This is a genomic window from Corallococcus caeni, from assembly GCF_036245865.1.
GTDB lineage: Bacteria > Myxococcota > Myxococcia > Myxococcales > Myxococcaceae > Corallococcus > Corallococcus caeni.
On sequence record NZ_BTTW01000002.1, the window covers coordinates 403443 to 424636 of the forward strand.

Genomic DNA, 21194 nt, shown 5'->3' on the forward strand with positions numbered 1-21194 from the left:
ATCTACGCCGGAGTGAAGATGCGCTGGGTGAACCACCAGCGGTGGCCTTCGAGGTCCTGGGCGCCATAGGTGCGGTTGGTGCCCCAGTCGTCGCCGTAGTTCTTGGTCTCCGGCTCCATGAGGATGACGGCGCCGGCCGCGCGCGCCTGGGCGCAGTGGGCGTCCACGTCGTCCACGTAGACCGTGAGGGTCTGCGTGTTGGCGCCCCCGTGCAGCCGGGGGCTGCGGTGGAGGTCATGGCGCCCGGAGGAGTTCACCATGATGACGCCGTCGCCGTAGACCAGCTCCGAGTGCACGATGCTGTTGTCCGCGCCCTCCACCTTGAGCCGCGTCTGGAAGCCGAAGGCGCGCTCCAGCCAGTCGATGGCGGCGGGGGCGTCCTCGTAGAAGAGGCTGGAGGAGATGCGCGGCCAGTCCTCGGGGATGGGCTTCATGCGGTGACTCCTGGCGGATGGACTTCGTTAACGTCAGGGTGAATGATTAATCCTGACGTTAACGGTCGTCAATCCTCCAGGTCCGCTAGAACACGCCGGGCACGGGCACGTCGCGGCCGGGAGCGCGGGGGGCCTGGCGGGGGTCGGTGGGCGGCGCCGCTCGCGGTCCGAGGAGGGCCGGCAGGGAAGGTGTGAGCTGCCCCACGTACAGCAGGCCCTGGAGGCCTTCGGTAGCGGAGGCTTCGCGCAGCTGGATGTACGGGCTCAACCCGGCGCGGGCCGCCACCTTCGGGGCGGGCGTCGCGCCCACGATGCCGCAGACCAGCTTGCTGTCGCTGTCCAGGTCGCAGCCCCAGCGCGTGCCCTGCGCGTAGCTCATCTCCAGCACGACGAGCGAGCGGTCCCCCTTCATCAGGTGCGCCATGGGCGTGAAGGACGGGTCCCACTTCGTGCCCTTCTCCAGCTGCGTATGCGTATTGCCCGCGAGCACCACCTGGACCTCGTCCGGCTTCGCGGCGCGGCGCTTCGTCCAGACCCGGGCCTGGGCGGCGTCGCGCTCGCTGCCGTTCCGCACGTCCGTGTCGTAGGCCACCACCGTCACCCGCAGGCCCGCGGCGCGCAGGGCCCGCGCCCGGTCGATGAGGTCCATCACCGCGCGGCTGCTGCGCCCGTCCTGGTACGTGCGCGTCCAGAAGCGGCCTTCCAGCAGTGCATCCTGGTCGGCGGGGGCGCCGGGGCTGGCCAGGTACCTGTCCACGCGCGCTTGCTCCGTGTCGGGGAGCGACAGGCCCAGCACCACCGCGAGTCCCGCCTGGGCCGCCTGGCACACCACGTGGCCGACGACGTCCGGCACTTCATTGGTGCCCAGCTGCTCACCGATGAGGAGCGTCAGGCCCGGGTGCAGGAGCTCCGGCAGTCCGCGCACGGACGTGGTGCAGGGGCCCTGCACGGGGGCCTCTTCGCTCCAGCGCTCCAGGTAGAACTCCGGTGCGCGGACGGCGGTGGGCCGCTTCTCTTCGGCCACGTTGCCGGCGAGGACCTCCACGGAGGGCGCGGACTCCAGCCGCAGCGTGAGCGCCTGCTCCAGGTCCAGGTCGCGGGTGCCGTGCTGGGCGCCGCGCAGCATGGACAGACGCTTGGTCGACGCGTCGTCCTGGTCGAAGTCCACCTCCTTCACGAAGGGATTGGACATCTGCTCGGCGCGCTCCAGGTAGACCTTCCACCACAGCTTCTTCCACTCGGCGTCATTGCCTGTCGTCTGCTGGGTCATGCGGAAGATGCGCACGACGGACTGGCGCGGGCTCAGCGCGACGCCGGTCACCAGGTAGCGCGTGTACGTGGTGTTGAGAGTGCCAGCCCGGTCAGGGTCGGACCAGGTGGTGACGAGCTGGTTGGGGTCCTCCGTGTCCTCGAACGCGTAGCCCCGCTCTTCCAGCAGCTGGCGCGTGGCCGCCATCGCCTCTGTCAGGGGCTTCTGGAAGACGTGCTCGTACTTGGGCAGTTCTGCTTCGGGAGTCCGCTTCGAGTGGGCGCAGCCAACAGCCATCACGGTCAATGCGACGACGAGCCAACGGCAGTGCATTTCAGCCCCCTGTGAGAAATGCGCAACGCCTCACATGAAAGCCCATTCCGTGCCGGGTTCAAGCCCCTCGGCCCAGGGTCAACGGTGCCAGGTCTCTGGTGCCCAGGTGGTGATGGGAGTGAGGGTGGACGTCGGCGGGATGGCCTGGGGCCTCGAGGATGGCCGGGAGGGCGGGTGTGAGCTGCCCTATGTGGAGCAGGTCCTGGAAACCCTCGCGGGAGGCGTCCCGGTTGGTGGACAGTAGGTCCGGATCCTCGGACTCCTCGAAAAGGAAGTCCGCTCCTCCCACAACTGGCGCGCTGTGGCCATCGCCGCTGTCAGCGGCTTCTGGAGGACGAACTCATATGGTTTGACGTCAGGGAATTCCGCTCGCTCAAGTCAGCGCAGGCAAGGGGCTTGCACTGGAAGGCCCACGCGGAAAATTCACACGTCGATGGTTCGCATTGACAGCTTCTTGAGATGTGAGCCTGTTGAAATGCCAGGCGCCTTGAGCCGAGGCGCAAGAGGGGTCGTTCGATGCAGGCGGGACGCTGGGTGGTCGTGCTGCTGGTGTTGGGTGTGGCATGGGTATCGAGAGCGGAAGGCGATGCCGTAGGGTGGCAGGGCCGGCTCGCGCTTCATGAGAAGGCCGCGGTGCGGGAAGCCCCCAGCCGAATGCAGTCGCACGCTGCCGTAGTGGCCACCGACCAGACACGAGCCTTTGAATCTGCCCGGCTTGCATGGGAGGAGAAGCGGGACACGCTTCATGAGCAGTTGACGCAGTCCCTGTCGCGGGCGCGTGCCGAACTCGGGCCCAGCCCCGCCTGGTGGGTGCGCTTCTGGCATCCGCCAACGGTGGGGGAAACCGAGAAGGCCGCCCTTGAGCGCTCCAGGGATGAATTGCTGCGGGCCAGGGGGCTGCTGAAGAAGGTCAAGCTCGCGGGTGACGCCGCAGCCCAGGCGCGGAGGCAACGACTGTTGCTGGCGCTCGAGCAGCAGGTGGAGTCCTTCGAAGCGCGGATGGATGGCGGCTTCTACCGGGCATGGGAGATGACGTTGGGCCAGTCACCTCAAGAGGGGATCGCGCGCCTGCAAGCGGGGCATGCCCTGCTGGGAGCAGGCCTCGTCGTGGAGGATGTGACGCAGGTCGCCCACATCGAGAAAGTGGTGATGACCGACCTGCAGGAAGGAGTCGTCGGGCAGCCCCTTCCCCAACCCGTGGCGGTGCGAGTGACGACCGCCAATGGCGAGCCGGTACTCGGGGCGGTCGTGACCTTCAAGCGAGCAAGTGGCTCCCAACCGGGCTTCCTGCCCGTTGGCGGCACGGGGCAAGCTCAGGCCCAGCTGCAGGCAATCACGGATGAAAATGGTCAGGCCGCCGTCCAGGTGCTGCCTGATACCAACATCCCACGTTTGTCTTTCTTGAGGCAGGGGACGCACTTCCCCCAGCGACTTGGCTACAACGCCGTGACAGCGGAAACCTCCAATGGGACCCAGACCTTCGTGCTGGCTGCGCCCTTTGTCGAGGTGGGCTTGCCGGATGCGCCGGCTCAGATTCCAACCTTCTACGTCCCGCCTACGACGGAAGCGGGATTGCAAATGATCGCTCCATTCTCGGGAAAGGTGTTGGACCGATACGGAAATGCCCTGGCCAATCAGCAGGTGACCTGGACCCAGTCACCGAACACCGGCCGGTTCTTCCGCTACCAGGATTCATCAACTCCCCAGGTGCTGAACTACAGCAATCCCATGCAGTTGCAGACGATGCAGGAGTGGACGGATGTCGATGGCTGGATGAGCGCGGGGTACATCCCAGGCACGACGGCGGATTACTACGCTGTGACGGCCTCTGTGGGAGGGCTGTCGCAGCCATTCGGCGTCTCTGCCTTCATTCCCACTGCCCGCTATACGCTTCGGGCGACATACAACGGTGACTTCAACGGCGTCTACCAGACGACCGGCCCCCAGGTCTTGACCCTTCAGATCCTGCGCTGGCCGGTCGGGGCTCCTGGCTGGGTTCCGGTGCGGGGAGACGAGCCCGGGCTCGTGGATGTGTTGGTGGGGGCCTTTACCTATTCGGATAGCGGTACCTTGCTGGATAGCTCAGTGGCGGCTCCTGCTTGGACGAGTTCCGAACCCCTGGACGACGAGTATTCGATGGCGTTCCGGCCGAGGTACCTCGTACGGGAAGGCTATCAACGGGTGTACTTCTACGCGCAAGGCTCCGAGCTGGATGCGAATGGGGAAGCCGTGGAAGTCTGCTGCGGCCAGGAACTCTACATCAGGCACTACTCGACCGTTCCGACGTTGAGTGCTCGCCGACAATTGCAGGGGGGAACGGTAGTCACGGCAGGAGGACAGGCGGAGACGTCTGACTCAGGCCTGGGCTTCTACGTCGTCAACAGGAGCTCTGACAATCTGTATGTCCGGGCGACGATCCAGCCCAACGTGCCTGGCGATGACGTGCTGGTTTTCGCCGCCAGTGTACCCCGCGATGTGGACGGGGACATCATCCTCCCTGCGTCCACCAATTTTCAGACGTTCCTGCCGCTGGCGGTGGGAACGCAAGGGGGACGGGTCCGCTTCGAGCTGTTCGCGAAGAACTACTCCGCGACGTCCAGCGTGAAGGTGTTGCAAGCCACCGAGGAAGTGGAGGTGCGGCCGCCGGAGCCCGGCCTTTTGATCGCGGGGCTTCCGCTGAGGGCCCGCTGGGTGTTGCCAGTGTGGGACTTCGTGTCCGCGCGAAAGGTGACGCCCGGCGAGCCGCCGCCGGATGACGCGCAGGCGCCCATCGCTTACGGCGCGCCGCTGGGCATGAAGGTCTTCGGGAACGGACGGCTGGAGGTCCGCCGCGGACAGACGGAGATCGCAAGCGCGCAGGTGTTGGCGAATGCAACGGGCATCACCCAGGTCTCCTGGCTTGGAGGTGCCGCCATCGCGTTGGGGCAGGGAGGCCTCGCGGTGATGGAGATTCCGCCTGGAACGGTGGGACAGGAGACCGTTCGGGTCACGCTCATTCCGGACAATCCCAATCAAACGTCCCTGAACCAGGAGGTCACGCTCACGACGGCCGTGGGAACGGTGGGCAGGCTGCCGGTGGGCCATACCTTCGTGAAGGGCGTCAGCGTGGTGGACGGCCACCTGGTGAAACAGGCGGTGGACGTGGAAGCCCCCAGCCGGGGCCTGGGCCTTTCGTGGCAGCGTGCCTATGCCAGCGGTGCCTCCGACGAAGGCTCGCTGGGGTTGGGCTGGACGCAAGCGTACGAAGGCGCCGTGCAGCCGCTGTTGGGGAGCTTCCGCTACGCCGTCACCAGCGGCGAGGGCGGCGGGCAGGTGTTCACCTGCACGGGGGAGGGCACGGGGTGCGTGGCCCAGCGCGGGTACCACGGCACGCTGCGCGTGGAGGGCGTGGGAGCCGCACGGGAGTTTGTCTTCCGCGCGAAGGATGGGACGGAGTACCGCCACGGACGGCTCGACAGCGCGAGCTTCCCCGTGAAGTACCGACTCACCTCCGTCGTGGCGCCCACGGGGCACCGGGTGCTGCTGCGCTACGGCGATGCCTCGGTCGAGGGGGCGCTGACGCGCGTGTTCGACGAAGCGAGCGGCCGGTTGCTGGAACTGGGCTACGCGCGTGATGCGGGCCATCTGCGAATGCACACGGTGGAACTGCGCCACGCCTTCTCGGCGGACGCGACGTCTACGACCTTCCTCGGCGTCTGTGTGCAGTACGGATACGACAGCCAGCAGCGACTGACCTCCGTGTCGCGCTACGACGGCGCGTGCGGGAGTGGAACTCCTCTGCGGACGGAGTCCTATGGGTACGAGGGAGGTGCCTCGGAGGTGGGGAGGACGCGGCTGTCCCGGTACACGGGGCCCGATGGCGAGGTGACGCGCTACACCTATTACGGCAGCACGGAGTCAATGCCGGGCGAGGACGACTTCCTGCTGCTGATGAGCAAGGACGAGCGGGTGAAGCAGGTGGTGGAGGTCATGGAGACCGCCCCGGTTCGGGAGGCCATCACCACCTTCACCTATTCCATCGCGCCGGAGCAGCGTGTCGTCCTGGGGCAGTCCCTGACTACGTACCGCACGGCGGTGAGGGGCCCCCGCTCCGAGGTTCCCGAATCCGTCTACTGGATGATGGCGACGGGGAACGTGGTGGAGATGGAGAAGCCGCTGTCGGAGGGCGTCGTGGCTCGTACCGGGGCGCTCTGGGACTCGGTCCACCGGGTTCGCGAGGCGGAGTTGGACGCACGGGGGCGCGTCACGCACCTGGCCTACGACACGCGAGGCAACCTGGTGGAGCGCCGCATCGAGGGAGCGGCGCTACCGGCCATGGGGACCGTGGCGGCCACGCTGCCCGTACTCGACGCGCAGGGGCAGCCTGTCGCGGAGGTTGTGGAGAAGTGGGGCTACGAGGCGGGCTTCAACGCGCAGGTCTGCCACGTGGACGCGGAGGGTTACGCCACGGTCTCGCGGGTGGATTCCTCCGGGGATGCGCCCGAGGACGCGCTGCCGCTGGGGACAGGGCGCCTGCTGGAGACCCGGCGCCATGTGAACCGGGTGCCGCGTCCGGTGCTGACCTCCGCCGCGACCTGTGAAGAGGCCGTGGCAGCGTTGCAGGAGTCCCCCCAGGACGTCGTGCTGAGCTGGCGCTACTGCGGGGTCGAAGGCGCAACCTGTCCGCCACGGGCTATCACAGGCGACTGGATGGAGAGCGTGGGAGCGGATGGGCACCGGGAGAAGGCCACGGCGTACGACGTCTACGGTCAGTTGAGGACCAAGACGCTCCAGGTGGACGGCGCGTCCACGGTGACGGTGCAGACCGTCTACGACGCCCGTGGACGCCTGGAGGATGTGCAGGACGGGCTGGGGCGTCATCGAATCCAACAATGGGATGGGCTGGATCGACTCAAGCGCGAAGAATGGGTGACCCCTCGCGGCACGGGACAGGTCCGCACGGCGCAGTATTACCCGGGCGGCCAGCTTCAATACGAGACCCTGGGAAGGGACTTCCTCCGCGAGCACTGGCTGGACGCCGCAGGACGCCGAGCCCGGACGGTCGAGTCTGGAGGTGGACTCACTGCTTCGTTGGAGACCGGCTATGGGTATGACGACGCCGGCAATCGCACGATGGTCATCGACCGGCGGGGTGTCCTGACGACCACGGTGTATGACTTCGCGGACCGCCCGGTGGAGGTGCTGGTGTCCGTAGCGGATGCGTCACGGTTCGTGGCCCAGGGGGGCGACACCCGCGACGTGAGCCGGACCTACACCCTCTCCCATGTGACCTACGACGCCGCTGGCAACAAGGTGGCGGAAGAGGACCTGTCCGGGTTCGACAGGCATTCCCGGCTGGACTCGCTCTATCGGGTCGTGGAGGAGCAGAGCCCCGAGGTTCGGGGCGCGGACCTCGACGCACCGCCCGTACGCTATACGCAGACATTCGCATATGACCTGACCGGCCACCGGGTGCGTCAGGTGGATGGGAATGACCACGCCCAGACGGTGGAGTACGACCTGTTGGGACGTGCCACCGTCCAGACGGACGCCGTCGGACGGGTCGAGCGGCGCGAATACGACGGGCGCGGCAATGTGACAGAGGTTCGCTGGGAGGCAGGAGGCGTCCAGCATCGGAAGCAGACCGCGACGTATGACGGCTTGAGCCGGGGGCTCTCGGTAACGAAGCGGGTGGCGACGGAGGCCGGGGAGACGGTCTACACGACGCAGACCGTCCATGACGACGTGGCACATGCCGAGTGGACGCGCGATGCACGGGGCTTCGTCCAGGCCCGGCACATGGACGGGCTGGGACGCGTCTCCACTGGGGTGGAGGACGCTGCGAATGGGCCGTTGCCGCGCCAGCCGGACGACCCGAGGGTGGGGCCAGCGCTCAACCTGGTCCACACCGTGGAGTACGACGAGTATGGCCATGAGTTCGCCCGGGTGGATGCGCTGGGACGGCGGACGGAAACGGTCCACGACGCGCTGGGCCGAATGCTGGAAGTGCACCGGCCCATGGGTGTCTTCGAGAGCCAGGAGCATGACGGAGAAGGCCATGTCATCCGCTCCCTCGATGGTCGCGGCGTGGAGCGGCGCTTCACCTACGACGCGTTGGGACGGCTGCGAAGCGAGACCCTGATGGAGAGTCTGTCCCAGGAGGGACAACCCCTGACGGTGAGCGACCGGACGTACGTGGATGCTCCGGACACGGAGGCCCTGACGCGAGAGGAGGTGCGGGACGCGCGGGGGCAGCTCGCTGTGACGTACCGCGATGGACTCCAGCGTGTCGTCCGCCGCACGGACGCGGCGGGGCTCGCCTCGGACACCTGGTTCGACGCGCTCTACAAGCGCGCGGAGAAGAACGCGAAGGGGCACCTCACCCGCTTCGCCTACGACGCCGTGGGCCGGGTGCTGATCCAGTCCGAGGCCGCATCTGTGAGCGCTCCGGCGGCCTACCACCAGGGGTGGGAGTACAGGGATGCGACCCGCGAGCGGACACACTGGGACCGGCGCCTGGTTCCCACGGTGCAACGGGAGGATGGCCTGGGGCGCAAGGTGTACTCCTCGCGAGGGCAGGGCCTGGACGTGGCGGAGGAGTCCTGGACCTATGACGCCGCAGGACAGGCGGTGCGGGCGGTGGACGCGAATGGCTACACGACCACCCGGCTCTACGACGGAGCGGCGCGTCTGGTCGAGGAGACGCTGGGTGCCGGAACACCGGAAGCGGCGACGACTGCCTTCCAGTACGACGCCGCCGGTCAGCTGACGCAGCAGAAGGGACCCCGCGCCACGGGCGTTCTCTTCGATGCGCGCTACACCTACGACGACCTGGGTCGGCGCGTGCGCGAGGAGGATGCGCTCGGGCAGGTCACGGCGTGGGCCCATGACGCCGCAGGCAACCGTGTATGCATGAAGCAGCCGCTCGGCGCTCCTTTGCTTTCACATGGGGAGGCGGCCGGGCTGACGCTGGATGAGGTGGAGGCGCAGGTCTGCACGGGCACGTACGTGACGCGGTACGACTACGACGAGCAGGGCAAGCTGCTGTCCGTCACGGATGCCGCGGGTGGGCTCACGTCCTATGTCTACGACGCGGCCCGCAACCTGGTGGCGAAGCAGGACGCGAACGGAAACCTCACGACCTACGAATACGACGTGCGCAACCTGCGCACGGCCGAGCATCAGCACCTGGACTCGCATGCGCGGTTGACGGCGGCCCAGCGGAGCCAGGTGCCGTTGTTCGAAGCGGGCGCGACGCCGTCTGGCAGCGTGGGCACGCTGACGTGGCGCCACACGTATGACGCGAACGGGAATCCGGACTCCGTGACCGACCCGAAGGGGCAGGTGACGGTGCCTGGGTATGGGCTCCTTGATCGGTTGTCGGCACGCACCTATTCGCAGCATGCGCAACCGCGAGAGCTGCCGTCGGTGGACGCGGAGGGCTTCGCGTATGACGGCAACGGGAACCTGGGGCGTGCGACCCTGCTCAAGCAGACGCCAGGCGGCGTGGTGGAGGAGGCGACGACGTACACGTATGACGCGCTCGATCGCGTGAAGACGCGGCTGAGGGAGCAGGACGGAAAGCAGCTCTCCTTCGGGTACGACGCCATGGGGCATCGTACGCACGTGACGGACTCGGACGGAGTCGTAACGGGGTATGCGTACGATGCCTTGGGGCGCCTGCGCCAGGCGACACTTCCGGTCGGCGTCGTGGAGTACCGCTACTGGCCGGACTCCTTGCTCAAGGGGGTGGTGTGGCCCAACGGCTTGTCTGAAGGGCGCTGCTATGACGCGGCCGGGCGGTTGGTTGAGCTGGTCACTGCCCGGGGTACGGTCAGCGATACGTGCCAGGTGAGTGGGTCGGTGGTCAGCCGGTTCGTTTACACCTATGACGCCAACGGGAATCGGTTGACGCAGGTGGAGGCGCGCACAGCCCCCTCGACGCAGGTGCTGGGCGTCAGTGAAACGACCCAGTACGGCTACGACGCCTTGAACCGGCTCACAGGAGTGGCTGCGCCTGACAGACAAGCCACGTTGTATCGGCTGGATGCCGTAGGCAACCGCACGGGCGAGCGTCGGATTTCAACTAAATGGGTGAGGGGGCTTGGTCCCGGTGCCTACTCCGTTTTGGAACCCAAGGCGCTCACGCGCGATGTCACCGGAACCTTCAACCGGGTGGACTGGCTGACAGGGTTCGAGGACGCGAGAGGTGCCAATCTGAATGTAGTGCTGAACTACGACCTCGCGGGCAACCTGGTGGAGAAGGCGACACAGGACAGCACCCGCACTCTCTCCTGGGACATCCGCAACACGCTCACTGCCGTTTATGACAACGGGCAGGAGGTGGGACGGTATGACTACGACAACAACCTCCAGCGGACGCAAAGGCACACGGCGTCTGAAGACGTCGCCTATGTGCTCGATGACGGTTTCATCCTGCAGGAACTGGATGGAGCCCAGGTCACGCACCCGTCGAAGCGGCGCTACCACTATGGCGGGGGCCCGCTGGCCGTCAGCGAGGCGGCTTCCGCTGCGACGAACTTCCTGGGAACGGATGCGTTGGGGAGTGTGACGGACGCACTGTCCACGACCGGCGATGTCACTGCGGCCCGGCAGTACGACACGTGGGGCACTCCCCGCAGTGGATCAGCGCCCGCGTCCAGTGAGTTCAAGCTGGGCTACACGGGGCACCAATACGACGTGGAGACGGGGCTCACGTACGCGCGGGCTCGGTACTACGACAGTGAGCTGGGGCGGTTCATCTCGCGAGACTCGTACGAAGGGCAGTTGAGTGATGCGCCGAGCCTGCACCGGTATGCATACGCGCACGGCAATCCGATGCGATTCACGGACCCGACGGGCTACTACACGTACGATCCATCGAAGGGCGAGTTCAACATCGAAGAGCGCGACACCGCAGATGACCTGTTCAACGCTGCGGCGCAATTCGAGTCCGGAGGACTCCTACCCGGTGGGGCAATGGACGGCATCACCGCCTCCGTCAACTTCGTCGAGGAGTTCTACGCCGGGGACAAGGACCTCGATTATCTCCGCAAGCAAGCGATTGCGTCGGGCATTCGCCGAGGCTTCTACGCGCGGCGGCAGAGCGGCGATAGCTTCGACCGAGAGGCAGTGGAGGGCTGGGACGGTCGCGCCTATGCGGTCAAGCAGCACAGTGCTGGCCTGAACGCGGCCGACAAGGGCGCCGAATACACCGTAATGGTGGCCGGCATGCTTGGGGTGCCTACAAGTAAGGGCGACCTCGCACTGATGGCCGCGACCGCGGGCGGCGGATACATTGTGGTGAAGGTCGGCGGGTTGGCGCTGAAGCAGGCGCGCATGTACTTCCGCAACCTCAAGTCAGCGGATGAGGTGGCAAACTGGGCGCTATCCGCAGGGCATCGTGTCCAATACGTTTCGGATGAAGCCGCGCTCAGGGCCGCTGTTGCAGGGGAGCACAGCTTCCCGACTGAAGCCTTCGAGGCTATGACGCGTGCCAATGTGGGGCGCATCACCTCGGAAGGAGACGTCGCGAGAAAGAAGATGCTGCTTGCTCTCGGTGGAGATAATGCCGCCGCTGCAGAACTCCGGTACGCCGAGTTCCTGAGGAGAGACGGAAAGCTCGCGAACTTTGTCGATGACAAGGGCAAGCGGGTCGGTTTTGGGACTCACGACTTGGACGTCGATAAGATTCGCCGCCTTGACGTGAAGAGGATTGCGGACTTGCACAAGTATACGGCCCGTACAATTGCGCATGGGGTTGAGCAAGTGGGACCGGGAGGTCGGGTTGTTGTCGTCCGGCCGGACAGCGCCCGTGCAACGCTTGAGGAGTACAGGGACTTCGTTTCGAACTTCACGCCGTCGCGCCCTGGTGTTGAAATCTCTGTAATTAACGAATCAGATCTGCCGGGCCTTCGCGAGGTTCAACTGCCGTGAGTACGGGGATGTGTACATGTTCGGAGAGGCCTTCGTTTGCATTACAGTAGAAGCGCGGGATAGGGCTGAGGTCGAGAGTGCTCTACGGGAATGCCTGGGATTGAGAGGCGATATGTCCGAGGCAAGCGTCCTTGGGTTTCATGTTTCCGTTGTGGATCTCTCCGCCGAGCTGGCTTACACGAGAGCGTTTCTTCGTACCCATCGTCTTGCTGATGAACTCAATGATGCATGGGGTTTGGATCTGGACGCATTCGTGGTGGAGGCGCAGATTTTTGGCCAGCGCGAATGCTTCGGGAAGGAGGTGGAGGCGGTGCTGGGGGATCAGCTTGGGCGAGCTCTGTCGTCTCGCCTTTCGTGCAAGACCTTGGTCTCGCTGCAGGGCGGAGAAGTGCTGCTTCGCGCCTACGATCAAGGCGTCATGATCCGAGATCTGCGGGACCGATACGCCTCCTTCCTTGCCGACAGCTCCTGGCAACCGGTTGGGGGACTGCGGAAGTGACGGCTTCCGTGTCAGCGGGACGGCGGGTACTTCTGGAGCTTCCGCTGGAGCGACCTTCGGTGGATGCCCAGCTTGCGGGCGGCTTCGGAGATGTTTCCGGCGCTGTCCGCGAGCACTCGGTGGATGTGTTCCCACTCCGCTCTCGCTAGGGACGGTGCCTGGAGCGTTTCCGGCGCCGCTACGTTCGGTGCCTCTTCCGCTCTTGCGAACGCCGCCAGGATGTCGTCCGCGTCCGCTGGCTTCGGCAGGTAGTTCACGGCTCCCAGCCGGATCGCATCCACCGTCGTGGAGATGCTTCCGTAGCCCGTCAGCACGATGACCCGTGTGGAGGCGTCCACCGCCACCAGGTCGCGCACCAGCTCCAGGCCGCTCTGTCCCGGCATTCGCAGGTCCACCACCGCGTACTCCGGGGATTCGCGCCTTGCCGCCGCCATGGCTTCGTCGTGGTTGCCTGCTGTTGTGACGTCCCAGCCTCGCTCCCGGAAGGCTCGGGCCAGTCGCTCTCGCAGCGTGGTGTCGTCGTCCACCAGCAACAGGCTGGGGCGGTGATCCACTGGCGCCGTGCTCATGCCGCTGCCTCCCTAGCATCCGTGCCCGGCAGGCTCAGCCTCGCCGTCGTGCCTTCTCCTGCCTTTGAACGCAGCTCCAGCGACCCGCCCAGCTGCTCCGCCAGCGAACGCGCGAGGAACAGCCCCAGCCCCATGCCTTCGCCCGGTGCCTTGGTGGTGAAGAACGGCTCTCCCGCTCGGGCCAGCACCGCCTCCGGCATGCCCTGGCCTTCGTCGCTGACCTCCAGCCTTGCTCCCGTGCCTTCGGAAACCACGCGCAGCTCCACACCGCTACCCACGGGCGTCGCCTGGAGCGCGTTCTTCACCAGTCCTCGCAGCACCCTGGCCAATGCTCTCGGCGGTCCGTGGACTTCGTGCTGCTTCAGCGCTTCAGGCACTTCCACCCGCACGCGCTCCCGGCCCGACAGTTCCGACAGCGTCTCGTCCACCAGCCTTTGCAGCGGGATGGCCTGAAAGGGTTCTCCCGTCGTCTGGCCCGCGTCCGCGGACATCTGCACCAGCACGTCCCTGCAACGGTCCACCTGCTGGCGGATCAGCCTCAAGTCCTCTCTCGCGGAGTCGGACGTCTGGGATACGGCTAGCGCTCGCTCCAGCTCCTTCGCCACCACCGCGATGGTGGACAGCGGCGTGGACAATTCGTGCGCCGCTCCCGCCGCCAGCGTCGCCAGCGAGGCCACCTTCTCCTGTCTCGCGTGCCTGGCCCTCGCCTGCTCCAATTCCTGCTCACGCCTTGCCAGCGCCCGGGTCACCCGCTGGATGAAATACACGATGAAGCCCGCCGCCACCGCGAACGCCACCCACATGCCGCTCAGGTGCAAGCGCATCAGCTCCGCGTGGTCCGGCCGCTCCAGGCCCGGCAGCGTCACGTCCTGCAACACGAACAGCGAACCGAACGCCACCAGCGTGAAGCCCAGCATCGCCCACGTGCGGCGCGGCGGCAGCAGCACCGTGCCCAGCGCCACGTTCACCAGGTACAGCGTCGTGAAGGGGTTGTGCGTCCCGCCACTCAACGCCAGCAGCCCCGTGAGCACCAGCGTGTCCCAGAGCATCAGCCCGAAGATGGCCGCCTCCGCCACCGGCCTCGCCCTCGTGAGCCCCGCTCGCACCGCCGCGTTCGTCACCGCCTCCACGCCCAGCAGCGCCACCAGCGCGGGCACCGGCAACGCCAGCTTGAGCCCCCACGCGGCCACCGCCACCAGCACCGCCTGCCCCACCAGCACGCCCCAGCGCAGCCTCAGCAACCACACCAGGTTGATGCGGGCTCGGGGCGACGGTTCGGAGGAGGGCGGCGGCGAGGGCGTCATGGCGTGGCGGAGGACATCGCCACGGAGCGGGCCACCGTGTCCAGCGCGGACGCCGCCGCGTCCCTGGACTCCAGGTCCACCGTCGCCAGCCACGTGTCCCAGGCGAGCGCGAAGGTGCGCTCGGCCGTTGGCTCGTCCTCGGACAGCGTCAGCCCGTCCAACACCACGTCCACCGTGGCGATGTTGGAGGACACCAGCTTGAACGGCTGCGGCTCACCGCCTCCCGCCGGCACCCGCGTCCCCTCCAGCCACAGCGTGTGCTCCAGCATGTCCACGCCGCTGTCCGCTCCCGGCAGCCCTTCCGCGTCCGCGTCCGCGGGCTCGAAGGTGAGCCGCGCCCGGCAGTAGCGCCCCGGTGGTGGACGCAGCGTGCCCAGCGTCAGCACGGTCCCGTCCGGCCGCTCCAGCCCGCTCACGTGCGGCGTGCCAAGCTTCAACGGCGACCCCACCGAGTGCGCGTGCGCCGTGCCCACGGGAGACAGCGCCTTGAGCAGCCTCCACCCCAGCGCCTCCTCGCACGGCTTCAACTCCACGCCGCCCAGCGCCACGTAGCCGCGCGTCAGCGTGAGCGTCTGTCCATCCGCTCGCGTAAAGGAGCGCTCGCCTCCCGCCCCCTGTGCGCCGTGTGCGGCCCGGTGCTCCAGGCCCAGCGTCACGCGCATTCCGTCCACGCGCTCGCCGCAGGCACCGAGGCCACACGCAAGCAACAGCCATCCCAGACGCGAGGCGCGGATCATCACAGGTCGTACGCGAGCGAGAGCACCGCGATGGGCGTGGACGACACCCGGCGCAGCTGGTTGACGAAGGGGATGCGCACCCCGGCCTGCACCACCACGTCCATGCCCGGGCTGAAGAGGACGTCCGGCGACGCGTACGCGATGAAGCCCCCTCCGGCCTCCTCCGGCGTGCCGTTCGTGTCCGGCGCCCGCTCCGCGCGGCTGTCCACGCCCAGGCGCACCGCCCACGTGGGCGACGGCTGGTACTGCGCCGCCACCTGCGTGCGCAACGACGCTCCCAGCCGGTAGTCGTCACGGCCTCGCGAGGGCAGGAAGCCCAGGGCGCTCGCGAGGAACGACCACTTGCCCCGGAAGCCCTGCCACGCCAGCCCCGCCATGGGGTCCACGGAGCCGCTGCCGGGCTGCGCGTCGATGCCCAGCGTCGTGCCGTCCCTCGCGTGCAGCCTGGGGCCCGTGGGCAGCTTCACCCCTCCCACCACGCTGACCAGCTGGTCCGGCGAGAACTCCTTGTCCTTCCACACGAACGCCTTCGCGCTCACGTCGACGTCGCCCAGCCCCCAGCCGCGCTCCATCCCCAGGCTCACGTCCTGGACCTCGCGGGCCTGGAGCGGGAGGTTCACCGCCAGCACCAGCCACGGCCGGGGCGCGTACGCCACCGCCACGTCCATGCGCAGCTCGCGCAGCCGCTGCGCGTCCACACCCGTCCGCCCTTCCGTGTGGCCCCACGCGCGCAGCATCGTGGACAGCCGCAGGCGCCCTTCAAAGGGCTGCTCGCCGCCCATGGACGTGAGGGTGGGGTCCCCGCATGCACAGCTCGCGCACGCCCACGCGGTGGACGCGGGCAGGAGGAGGAGCGCGGCGCTGAGGAGGGCCAGGGCGGGGGTTCTCAAGGCGTGGGCACCCTAACGTCCCCCCGTCCTGGCGCACTGTGGCGTGTTGTCGCAGGCCGCCGGTGCGTCACTCCGGGAACGGTCCGACTGTCCTACAGGTTGGGGAGCAGGCGGGGGAGCGGGGGCCCGCTGTCCGCCCGCCCTTCCGTGCCTATCTGGAGAATGACACCCACCCGTCCGCGTTGAGGGGGGACACGCCGGAGGCATGGAGGTCATTCATGGGGCTGCTCGCACCGCTGGGACGGCTGTTGTTCTCGGTCATCTTCATCACCAGCGGGCTCAATCACTTCATCCAGCTCCAGGCCCTCACGGCCTACGCCCAGGCGTCGGGGGTGCCCGACCCCCGGCTGGCGGTGCTGGTGTCCGGTGGGGTGCTGGTGGTGGGCGGCCTGTGCGTCCTGCTGGGCATGTTCGCCCGCCTGGGCGCGGCCATGCTCGCGGTGTTCCTGGTGGCGTCCGCCTTCATGGTCCACCACTTCTGGAAGATGGATGACCCGGTGCAGGCGCAGAACAACCTCATCCACTTCATGAAGAACCTCTCCATGGCGGGAGGCGCCCTGCTCATCGTCTACTTCGGGCCCGGCCCCTTCAGCCTGTCGCGCAAGAAGCGCGAGGCAGGCCTGGGCGGGATGAAGCTGGGCGCGCCCCTGCGCTGAAAGAGCGGGCGCGCCGTCCTGCTCGGGGATCAGGTCGCCCCGACGTGGGCGGCCTGGGTGTTGCGCAGGGTGAAGAAGGCGACCTCCGGCGTGCTGCCCCGGCGCAGGTACGGCCCGCCGAAGCCGAAGCCCAGCCCCTGGTTCACGTACAGGTGGTTGCCGTTCACGCGGTAGTGACCGCGGATGTACGGCTGGCCCGCGCGGCGGAAGAGGGCCTCCGTGAGGCCCCGGACGATGAACTGCCCGCCGTGCGTGTGCCCGGAGAACTGCACCAGCCCCGCGTGCGCGGGCAGCTTCTCCGCGGTGGGCGGCGTGTGGGCCAGCACCAGCCGCGTGCCGGACGCGGGCGCGCCCCGGAAGGTGGCCTCCACGTCCTCCATGCCGGTGAGCCCGTCGTCGATGCCCAGCACCGTCACCGGCGCGCCCTTCACGTGCACCACGCGGTGCTCGTTCTGGAGCACCGTGTAGCCCAGGGCCTCGAAGCTGGCGCGCAGGTAGGGCGCGTCCACCCAGTGGTCGTGGTTGCCCAGCACCACGAAGACGGGGCCGTTGAGCCCCTGGAGCAGCTGGCGCACGCGCGGCAGCGGCTTGGGGCTGTGCGTGACGTAGTCGCCCGTGAGGAACACCAGGTCCGGCGCCGCCTCGTTCACCGCGGCCACCGCGCGGCGGATGCGCACGTCGCTGGTCGCCTGGCCCACGTGCACGTCCGACAGCTGCGCGATTCTCAGGCCGTCATGCTCCGGGTGGATGCCGTCCAGCTGGAGCAGGTGCTCGGTGAGCACGAAGTGGTCCCGCCAGCGCAGGCGCCGATCCGGCCGGAAGGGGTCGGGGCCTCGCGCCTGGAGCTCGTTGCGGCCGTGCGGCTCCACCGGTTCGGCTTCGGCGAGGGAGGCGGCGGCACCAGCGGCGTGACGGCGGGCGAGTCTCAGGCGCATGCGTTCGGATTCCTCCGGCGGGGCGAGGGGCGATTGTAGAGAACGGTCCGGAGGGCCGTGAAGCCCGGGGGCCCGGCCCGCCTGCCCCCTTGCACCAGGGCAAGAGGGCGGAAGCAGAACCGGGCCTCCTTCCAGAACATTTCCGCGCCCTTCCAGGGGCCCCTCGGCTCCCGGGACGGCCGGGTGCGACATGCGCATCGCCCCGGCGTCAGGGTGGGATTCCTAGTGGCCGCGCAGCACCGTCAGGCCGTCGGAGGTGAGCACCAGCAGCATGCCGGAGGTGCCGGAGCCGTCGTACACGAGCTGGAGCACCTTGCTGCCGCGCACGTTCGCCACCTTCTCCAGCGTCTTGGCGGGGGTCAGCCGGTAGAGGCCGCCCGCGTTGGTGCCGATGAAGAGCGAGCCGTCATTCGTGGAGGCCAGGGCGTTGATGTCGTTGAGCGCCGCCACGTCCGCGCCGACGCGGGTGCCCTTCTGGTACGGGTTGCCGGAGGAGAGGATGGTCATCTCCCACAGGCCCAGGGACTTGCTGCCCAGGTAGTACTTGCCGTCCGTCGTCTGCTGGAAGCCGCGCCAGTAGTCGAACTCCGACTGCGAGTTGAGGTCCTGCAGGTAGGAGGACTTCACCTTCTGCTGGTTGATGCCCGGCGTGGTGGTGTCGTCCCAGTTCTCCATCTTCGTGTCGGGCGTGACGGTGCCGAAGTTCCACTCGTTCGCGATGAGCACGTCGCCGTCCGGAGCGATGCCCAGGCCGTAGGTGTAGCCCGCGTACTGGGAGCCGTTCGCGTCGAACCACACCGGGTGCCGGTGGGCGTTGTACGTCAGGTCGCGGATGCGCACGACGCCGTGGTTGGTGCCGAAGAAGACGTCGCCCTTGTTGGGGCCGCGCAGCACGGACGCGCAGCTGAGCATGGCGCGGTCCTCGTCGAAGTGGTGGTCGTTGCTGTTGCGGATGCCCAGGCTGACGCCGTCCACCACGGTGGGCCCCGTCTGGATGAAGGGCTTGCCGTTCGCGTCGATGTTGGCGCGGCGGGACTGGTTGATGTGGGTCTCGAAGGCGACCTGGCCGCTGCCATCCAGCTTCACCGCGTCCACGTCACCCTGCCGGTAGTACTGGAGCCGGCGCGAGCTGAAGGGGTAGCAGGTCTGCTCGTTCACCGGGACTTCGCACGGCTTCGCGGTGACGATGAAGTTGGTGTGGATGCCCGGGTACTCCGGGTCCTGCTGGAGGTCCGGCGCGTTGTAGCCCACGTAGGCCCGGCCCGCCGCGCCGCCGCAGATGACGGTGGAGGACTGACCGTCGCCCGCCTGTCCCGCGGCGCCCGGCATCCAGACCAGCTTCTGCGTGTCCGCGCGCACCACGCCGATGCGGTCGCCGTCCAGCACCCAGATGTTCTTGCCCAGGTCGATGCCCACCGACCGCACCCGGCCCACGCCGTAGCGGTCCGAGTAGTTCGTCACCGGATCCGCCGGCCAGGGGTCCACCGTGCCCGCGTCGGTGCCGGCGTCCGTCCCGGCATCCGTGCCCGCGTCGGTGCCCGCATCCGTGCCCGCATCCGTCCCGGCATCCGTGCCCGCGTCGGTGCCGGCGTCCGTGCCCGCATCTGTCCCCGCGTCGGCGCCTCCGTCCGTCCCCGCGTCAATCCCCGGCCTGGGGTCGACATTGTCCGTGTCATCCACGGGAGTGGTGGGCGAATCCGTCCCACCGCACCCCCACGCCGACAGCACCATCGCCCCCACACACACGCCCAGCCCCAGCAGTCGTCGATTCACGTGTTCTCCCTACGCGTACGCGCCACCTAAGCAAGCCGCGTACCCGCCCTGGAGCGCAGGCTGTCCGTGCAGCGCCCCCCGGGAGTGGGCAATCCCTTTCACATCCAGGGCAGGCGGCCGACCCTGAAGGGGCAGTAAAAAAACCGGGCCCGCCTCCCTGGTGGGAAGCGGGCCCGGCGAAGGACCGCGTAGAGGCGCGAGGCCTACTTCTTGGGCGAGGTGGCCTTGAGCTCCAGCGCGATGGAGTCATCCCCCTCCAGCTGGAACTTCGCGCGCACGGTGGCGCCCTCCGGCAGCTCGCTCGCCTTCACGGCCTTGCCGTCCAGGGTCACCTTCGTCTGCTCACGCACGTCCAGCTTCACCTCCGGCAGCGTGCCGGCGCGCGCCAGGGTGACGTCGTCGTTGTCCTTGGCCTTCACGGTGCCGTTGAGGCTGAAGGCGTCCTTCTCCTTCCACAGGCCCGTCTTGTTCGCGGCGTCCGCCTTGTCCTTGGCGGCCTGGTCCGCGCCCACCAGCTTCTTCGCGGTGTCACCGATGGCGGGGCCCACCTCCTGGGCCTCCACGCCCGTGGAGGGGCCGTTCATCTGCCGGCTGCTGGGCGCGCTCGGCGCCGGGTGCTCGGGCGTGCCGGTGGTCTCCTGCGCGAAGGCAGCCGTTCCCAGGCACATCACTGCCGCGACGATGAGCTTCTTCATGGTCCCGCTCCCTTTCGTTGATGGGTGTTCCGTGTCTGCTCTCAAGGGTGGGGCGGCCGTGTCGCGCCGCCAACCGGCCCTTCGAGTCCATGCCGTCCCGTCGCAGGTAGGGCAGGCAGGCGTCTTCAGACCGGAAGGCACAGCTGCTTCACGGTGCTGAGCAGCGCGGACAGGTCCAGCGGCTTGCGCAGGTAGGCCGCCACGCCCATCCCATCCACCGTGTCGCGCACGTCCAGGTCCGCGCTGGCCACCACCACCGGGATGTCCGAGCACGCGCGCTCGTGGCGCAGCGCCTCGCGGAACGCGACGCCGTCCATGCGCGGCATCATCAGGTCCAGGAGGATGAGCTGCGGCCGGGGCTCCGAGGAGCGCAGCCGCTCCAGGGCCTCCAGTCCGTCCGCCGCCAGCTGCACGGCGTAGCCCTCCAGCTCCAGCGCGTCCTGGAGCGCATCCCGGATGTCCATGTCGTCGTCGACGACCAGCAACGTATGATGGGCTTCCATCCCATTCCCCCTGCGAGCCTTGGAGCGCCCGCGCCGTCCCCCGAGCCGGAACGGCGGGTCCCCGCCTTCGCCAGGACGAATCTGTACCCGGGGACAGGAGAGCGGAAGCTCCAATGTAGGCGCATGCCTACCAGTGAGCACATCCAGGGCAGGCGCCCGGCTGGCTGGCTGGGGGGCTACTCGCAGCGGTCGCAGAGGCCGCGCAGCTGCACCTCCACGGCGCGCTGCGACACGGCGCGGGGGACGCCCCGGGCGGTGGTGAGGCGCACGGACTCCTCGGGGAGGCAGGCCACGGTGCCGCAGTCGGTGCAGGTGAAGTGGGGGTGGTTGTTGGCGTGCTCGGTGGCGCCGGCGCGCTTGAGCTCGAAGCGCCAGACGTGGTCGCCCAGGTCGGCGCGCACGACGAGGCCCGCTTCGGTGAGGTCGGTGAGGTTGCGGTAGATGGTGACGCGGTCGTAGCCCTCGCCGCCCAGCTCCTCCACGAGGTCCGCGTGGCTCATGGGGGCGGTGGCGGTCTCCAGCTTGCGCAGCACGGCCACGCGGGGGGCGGTGCTGCGCAGCCCCGCGGCGCGAATCCGGTCCTGGAACCCGGTCAGCTTCTCCTGCGCCGTGACTTTCTTGGCACCCATGGGCGGTCGAATAACACACCGCCGCGCCCACGTCCCCCAGGCAGGTGCAAGTCAGGTGTACCTGTAGCCCGGT

At 68.0% G+C, this 21194-nt stretch carries 14 protein-coding genes; 3 read left to right on the top strand and 11 right to left on the bottom strand.

Annotated elements, in window-relative coordinates; translation table 11 throughout:
• Positions 1-2: 2 nt before the first annotated feature.
• Entirely contained in the window at positions 3-434 is a 432-nt protein-coding gene (locus AABA78_RS09765) for a VOC family protein (RefSeq protein ID WP_338262708.1), read from the bottom strand.
• Positions 435-519: 85 nt separating this feature from the next.
• Positions 520-2016 (bottom strand): hypothetical protein, encoded by a 1497-nt coding sequence (locus AABA78_RS09770; RefSeq protein ID WP_338262710.1) that lies wholly within the window; start codon positions 2014-2016, stop codon positions 520-522.
• Positions 2017-2550: 534 nt separating this feature from the next.
• Here AABA78_RS09770 and AABA78_RS09775 point away from each other — a divergent pair.
• On the top strand, positions 2551-11931 hold the full coding sequence (locus AABA78_RS09775; RefSeq protein WP_338262711.1) for an RHS repeat-associated core domain-containing protein: 9381 nt from the start codon (positions 2551-2553) through the stop codon (positions 11929-11931).
• Positions 11932-12043: 112 nt separating this feature from the next.
• Positions 12044-12430: a hypothetical protein gene (locus tag AABA78_RS09780; RefSeq protein ID WP_338262713.1), complete on the top strand. Its 387-nt coding sequence runs from the start codon at positions 12044-12046 to the stop codon at positions 12428-12430.
• An 11-nt stretch (positions 12431-12441) separates the two neighbouring features.
• Here the strand turns inward: AABA78_RS09780 and AABA78_RS09785 are convergent, their stop codons facing one another.
• The 4 genes from AABA78_RS09785 to AABA78_RS09800 are packed head-to-tail and all read right to left on the bottom strand — an operon-like array spanning position 12442 to position 15930.
• Positions 12442-12999 carry a response regulator transcription factor gene (locus AABA78_RS09785; RefSeq protein WP_207054432.1) on the bottom strand — a complete coding sequence of 186 codons (558 nt, stop codon included), beginning with the start codon at positions 12997-12999 and terminating at the stop codon, positions 12442-12444.
• Positions 12996-14303: an ATP-binding protein gene (locus AABA78_RS09790; protein ID WP_338262714.1), complete on the bottom strand. Its 1308-nt coding sequence runs from the start codon at positions 14301-14303 to the stop codon at positions 12996-12998. Before AABA78_RS09790 ends, AABA78_RS09785 begins: the two co-directional genes overlap by 4 nt.
• On the bottom strand, positions 14300-15040 hold the full coding sequence (locus AABA78_RS09795; protein ID WP_338262715.1) for a hypothetical protein: 741 nt from the start codon (positions 15038-15040) through the stop codon (positions 14300-14302). Before AABA78_RS09795 ends, AABA78_RS09790 begins: the two co-directional genes overlap by 4 nt.
• Positions 15040-15930, bottom strand: coding sequence for a transporter (locus AABA78_RS09800; RefSeq protein WP_338262716.1), 891 nt, complete (start codon positions 15928-15930; stop codon positions 15040-15042). Before AABA78_RS09800 ends, AABA78_RS09795 begins: the two co-directional genes overlap by 1 nt.
• A gap of 218 nt (positions 15931-16148) precedes the next feature.
• Here AABA78_RS09800 and AABA78_RS09805 point away from each other — a divergent pair, with 218 nt between their 5' ends.
• On the top strand, positions 16149-16586 hold the full coding sequence (locus tag AABA78_RS09805; RefSeq protein ID WP_171422054.1) for a DoxX family protein: 438 nt from the start codon (positions 16149-16151) through the stop codon (positions 16584-16586).
• Positions 16587-16615: 29 nt separating this feature from the next.
• On the opposite strand, the gene AABA78_RS09810 is transcribed toward AABA78_RS09805, so the two are convergent.
• From AABA78_RS09810 to AABA78_RS09830, 5 genes are all read right to left on the bottom strand, one after another.
• Positions 16616-17521 carry a metallophosphoesterase gene (locus AABA78_RS09810; protein WP_171422055.1) on the bottom strand — a complete coding sequence of 302 codons (906 nt, stop codon included), beginning with the start codon at positions 17519-17521 and terminating at the stop codon, positions 16616-16618.
• Positions 17522-17743: 222 nt separating this feature from the next.
• On the bottom strand, positions 17744-19294 hold the full coding sequence (locus AABA78_RS09815; protein WP_338262717.1) for a ligand-binding sensor domain-containing protein: 1551 nt from the start codon (positions 19292-19294) through the stop codon (positions 17744-17746).
• A gap of 203 nt (positions 19295-19497) precedes the next feature.
• The gene (locus AABA78_RS09820) at positions 19498-19989 is read right to left on the bottom strand and encodes a hypothetical protein (RefSeq protein WP_338262718.1); all 492 of its coding nucleotides are present in this window, start codon (positions 19987-19989) and stop codon (positions 19498-19500) included.
• A gap of 125 nt (positions 19990-20114) precedes the next feature.
• Positions 20115-20492 (bottom strand): response regulator transcription factor, encoded by a 378-nt coding sequence (locus tag AABA78_RS09825; RefSeq protein ID WP_120527797.1) that lies wholly within the window; start codon positions 20490-20492, stop codon positions 20115-20117.
• A gap of 176 nt (positions 20493-20668) precedes the next feature.
• On the bottom strand, positions 20669-21121 hold the full coding sequence (locus tag AABA78_RS09830) for a Fur family transcriptional regulator (RefSeq protein WP_120527796.1): 453 nt from the start codon (positions 21119-21121) through the stop codon (positions 20669-20671).
• Between the last annotated feature and the right edge of the window lie 73 nt (positions 21122-21194).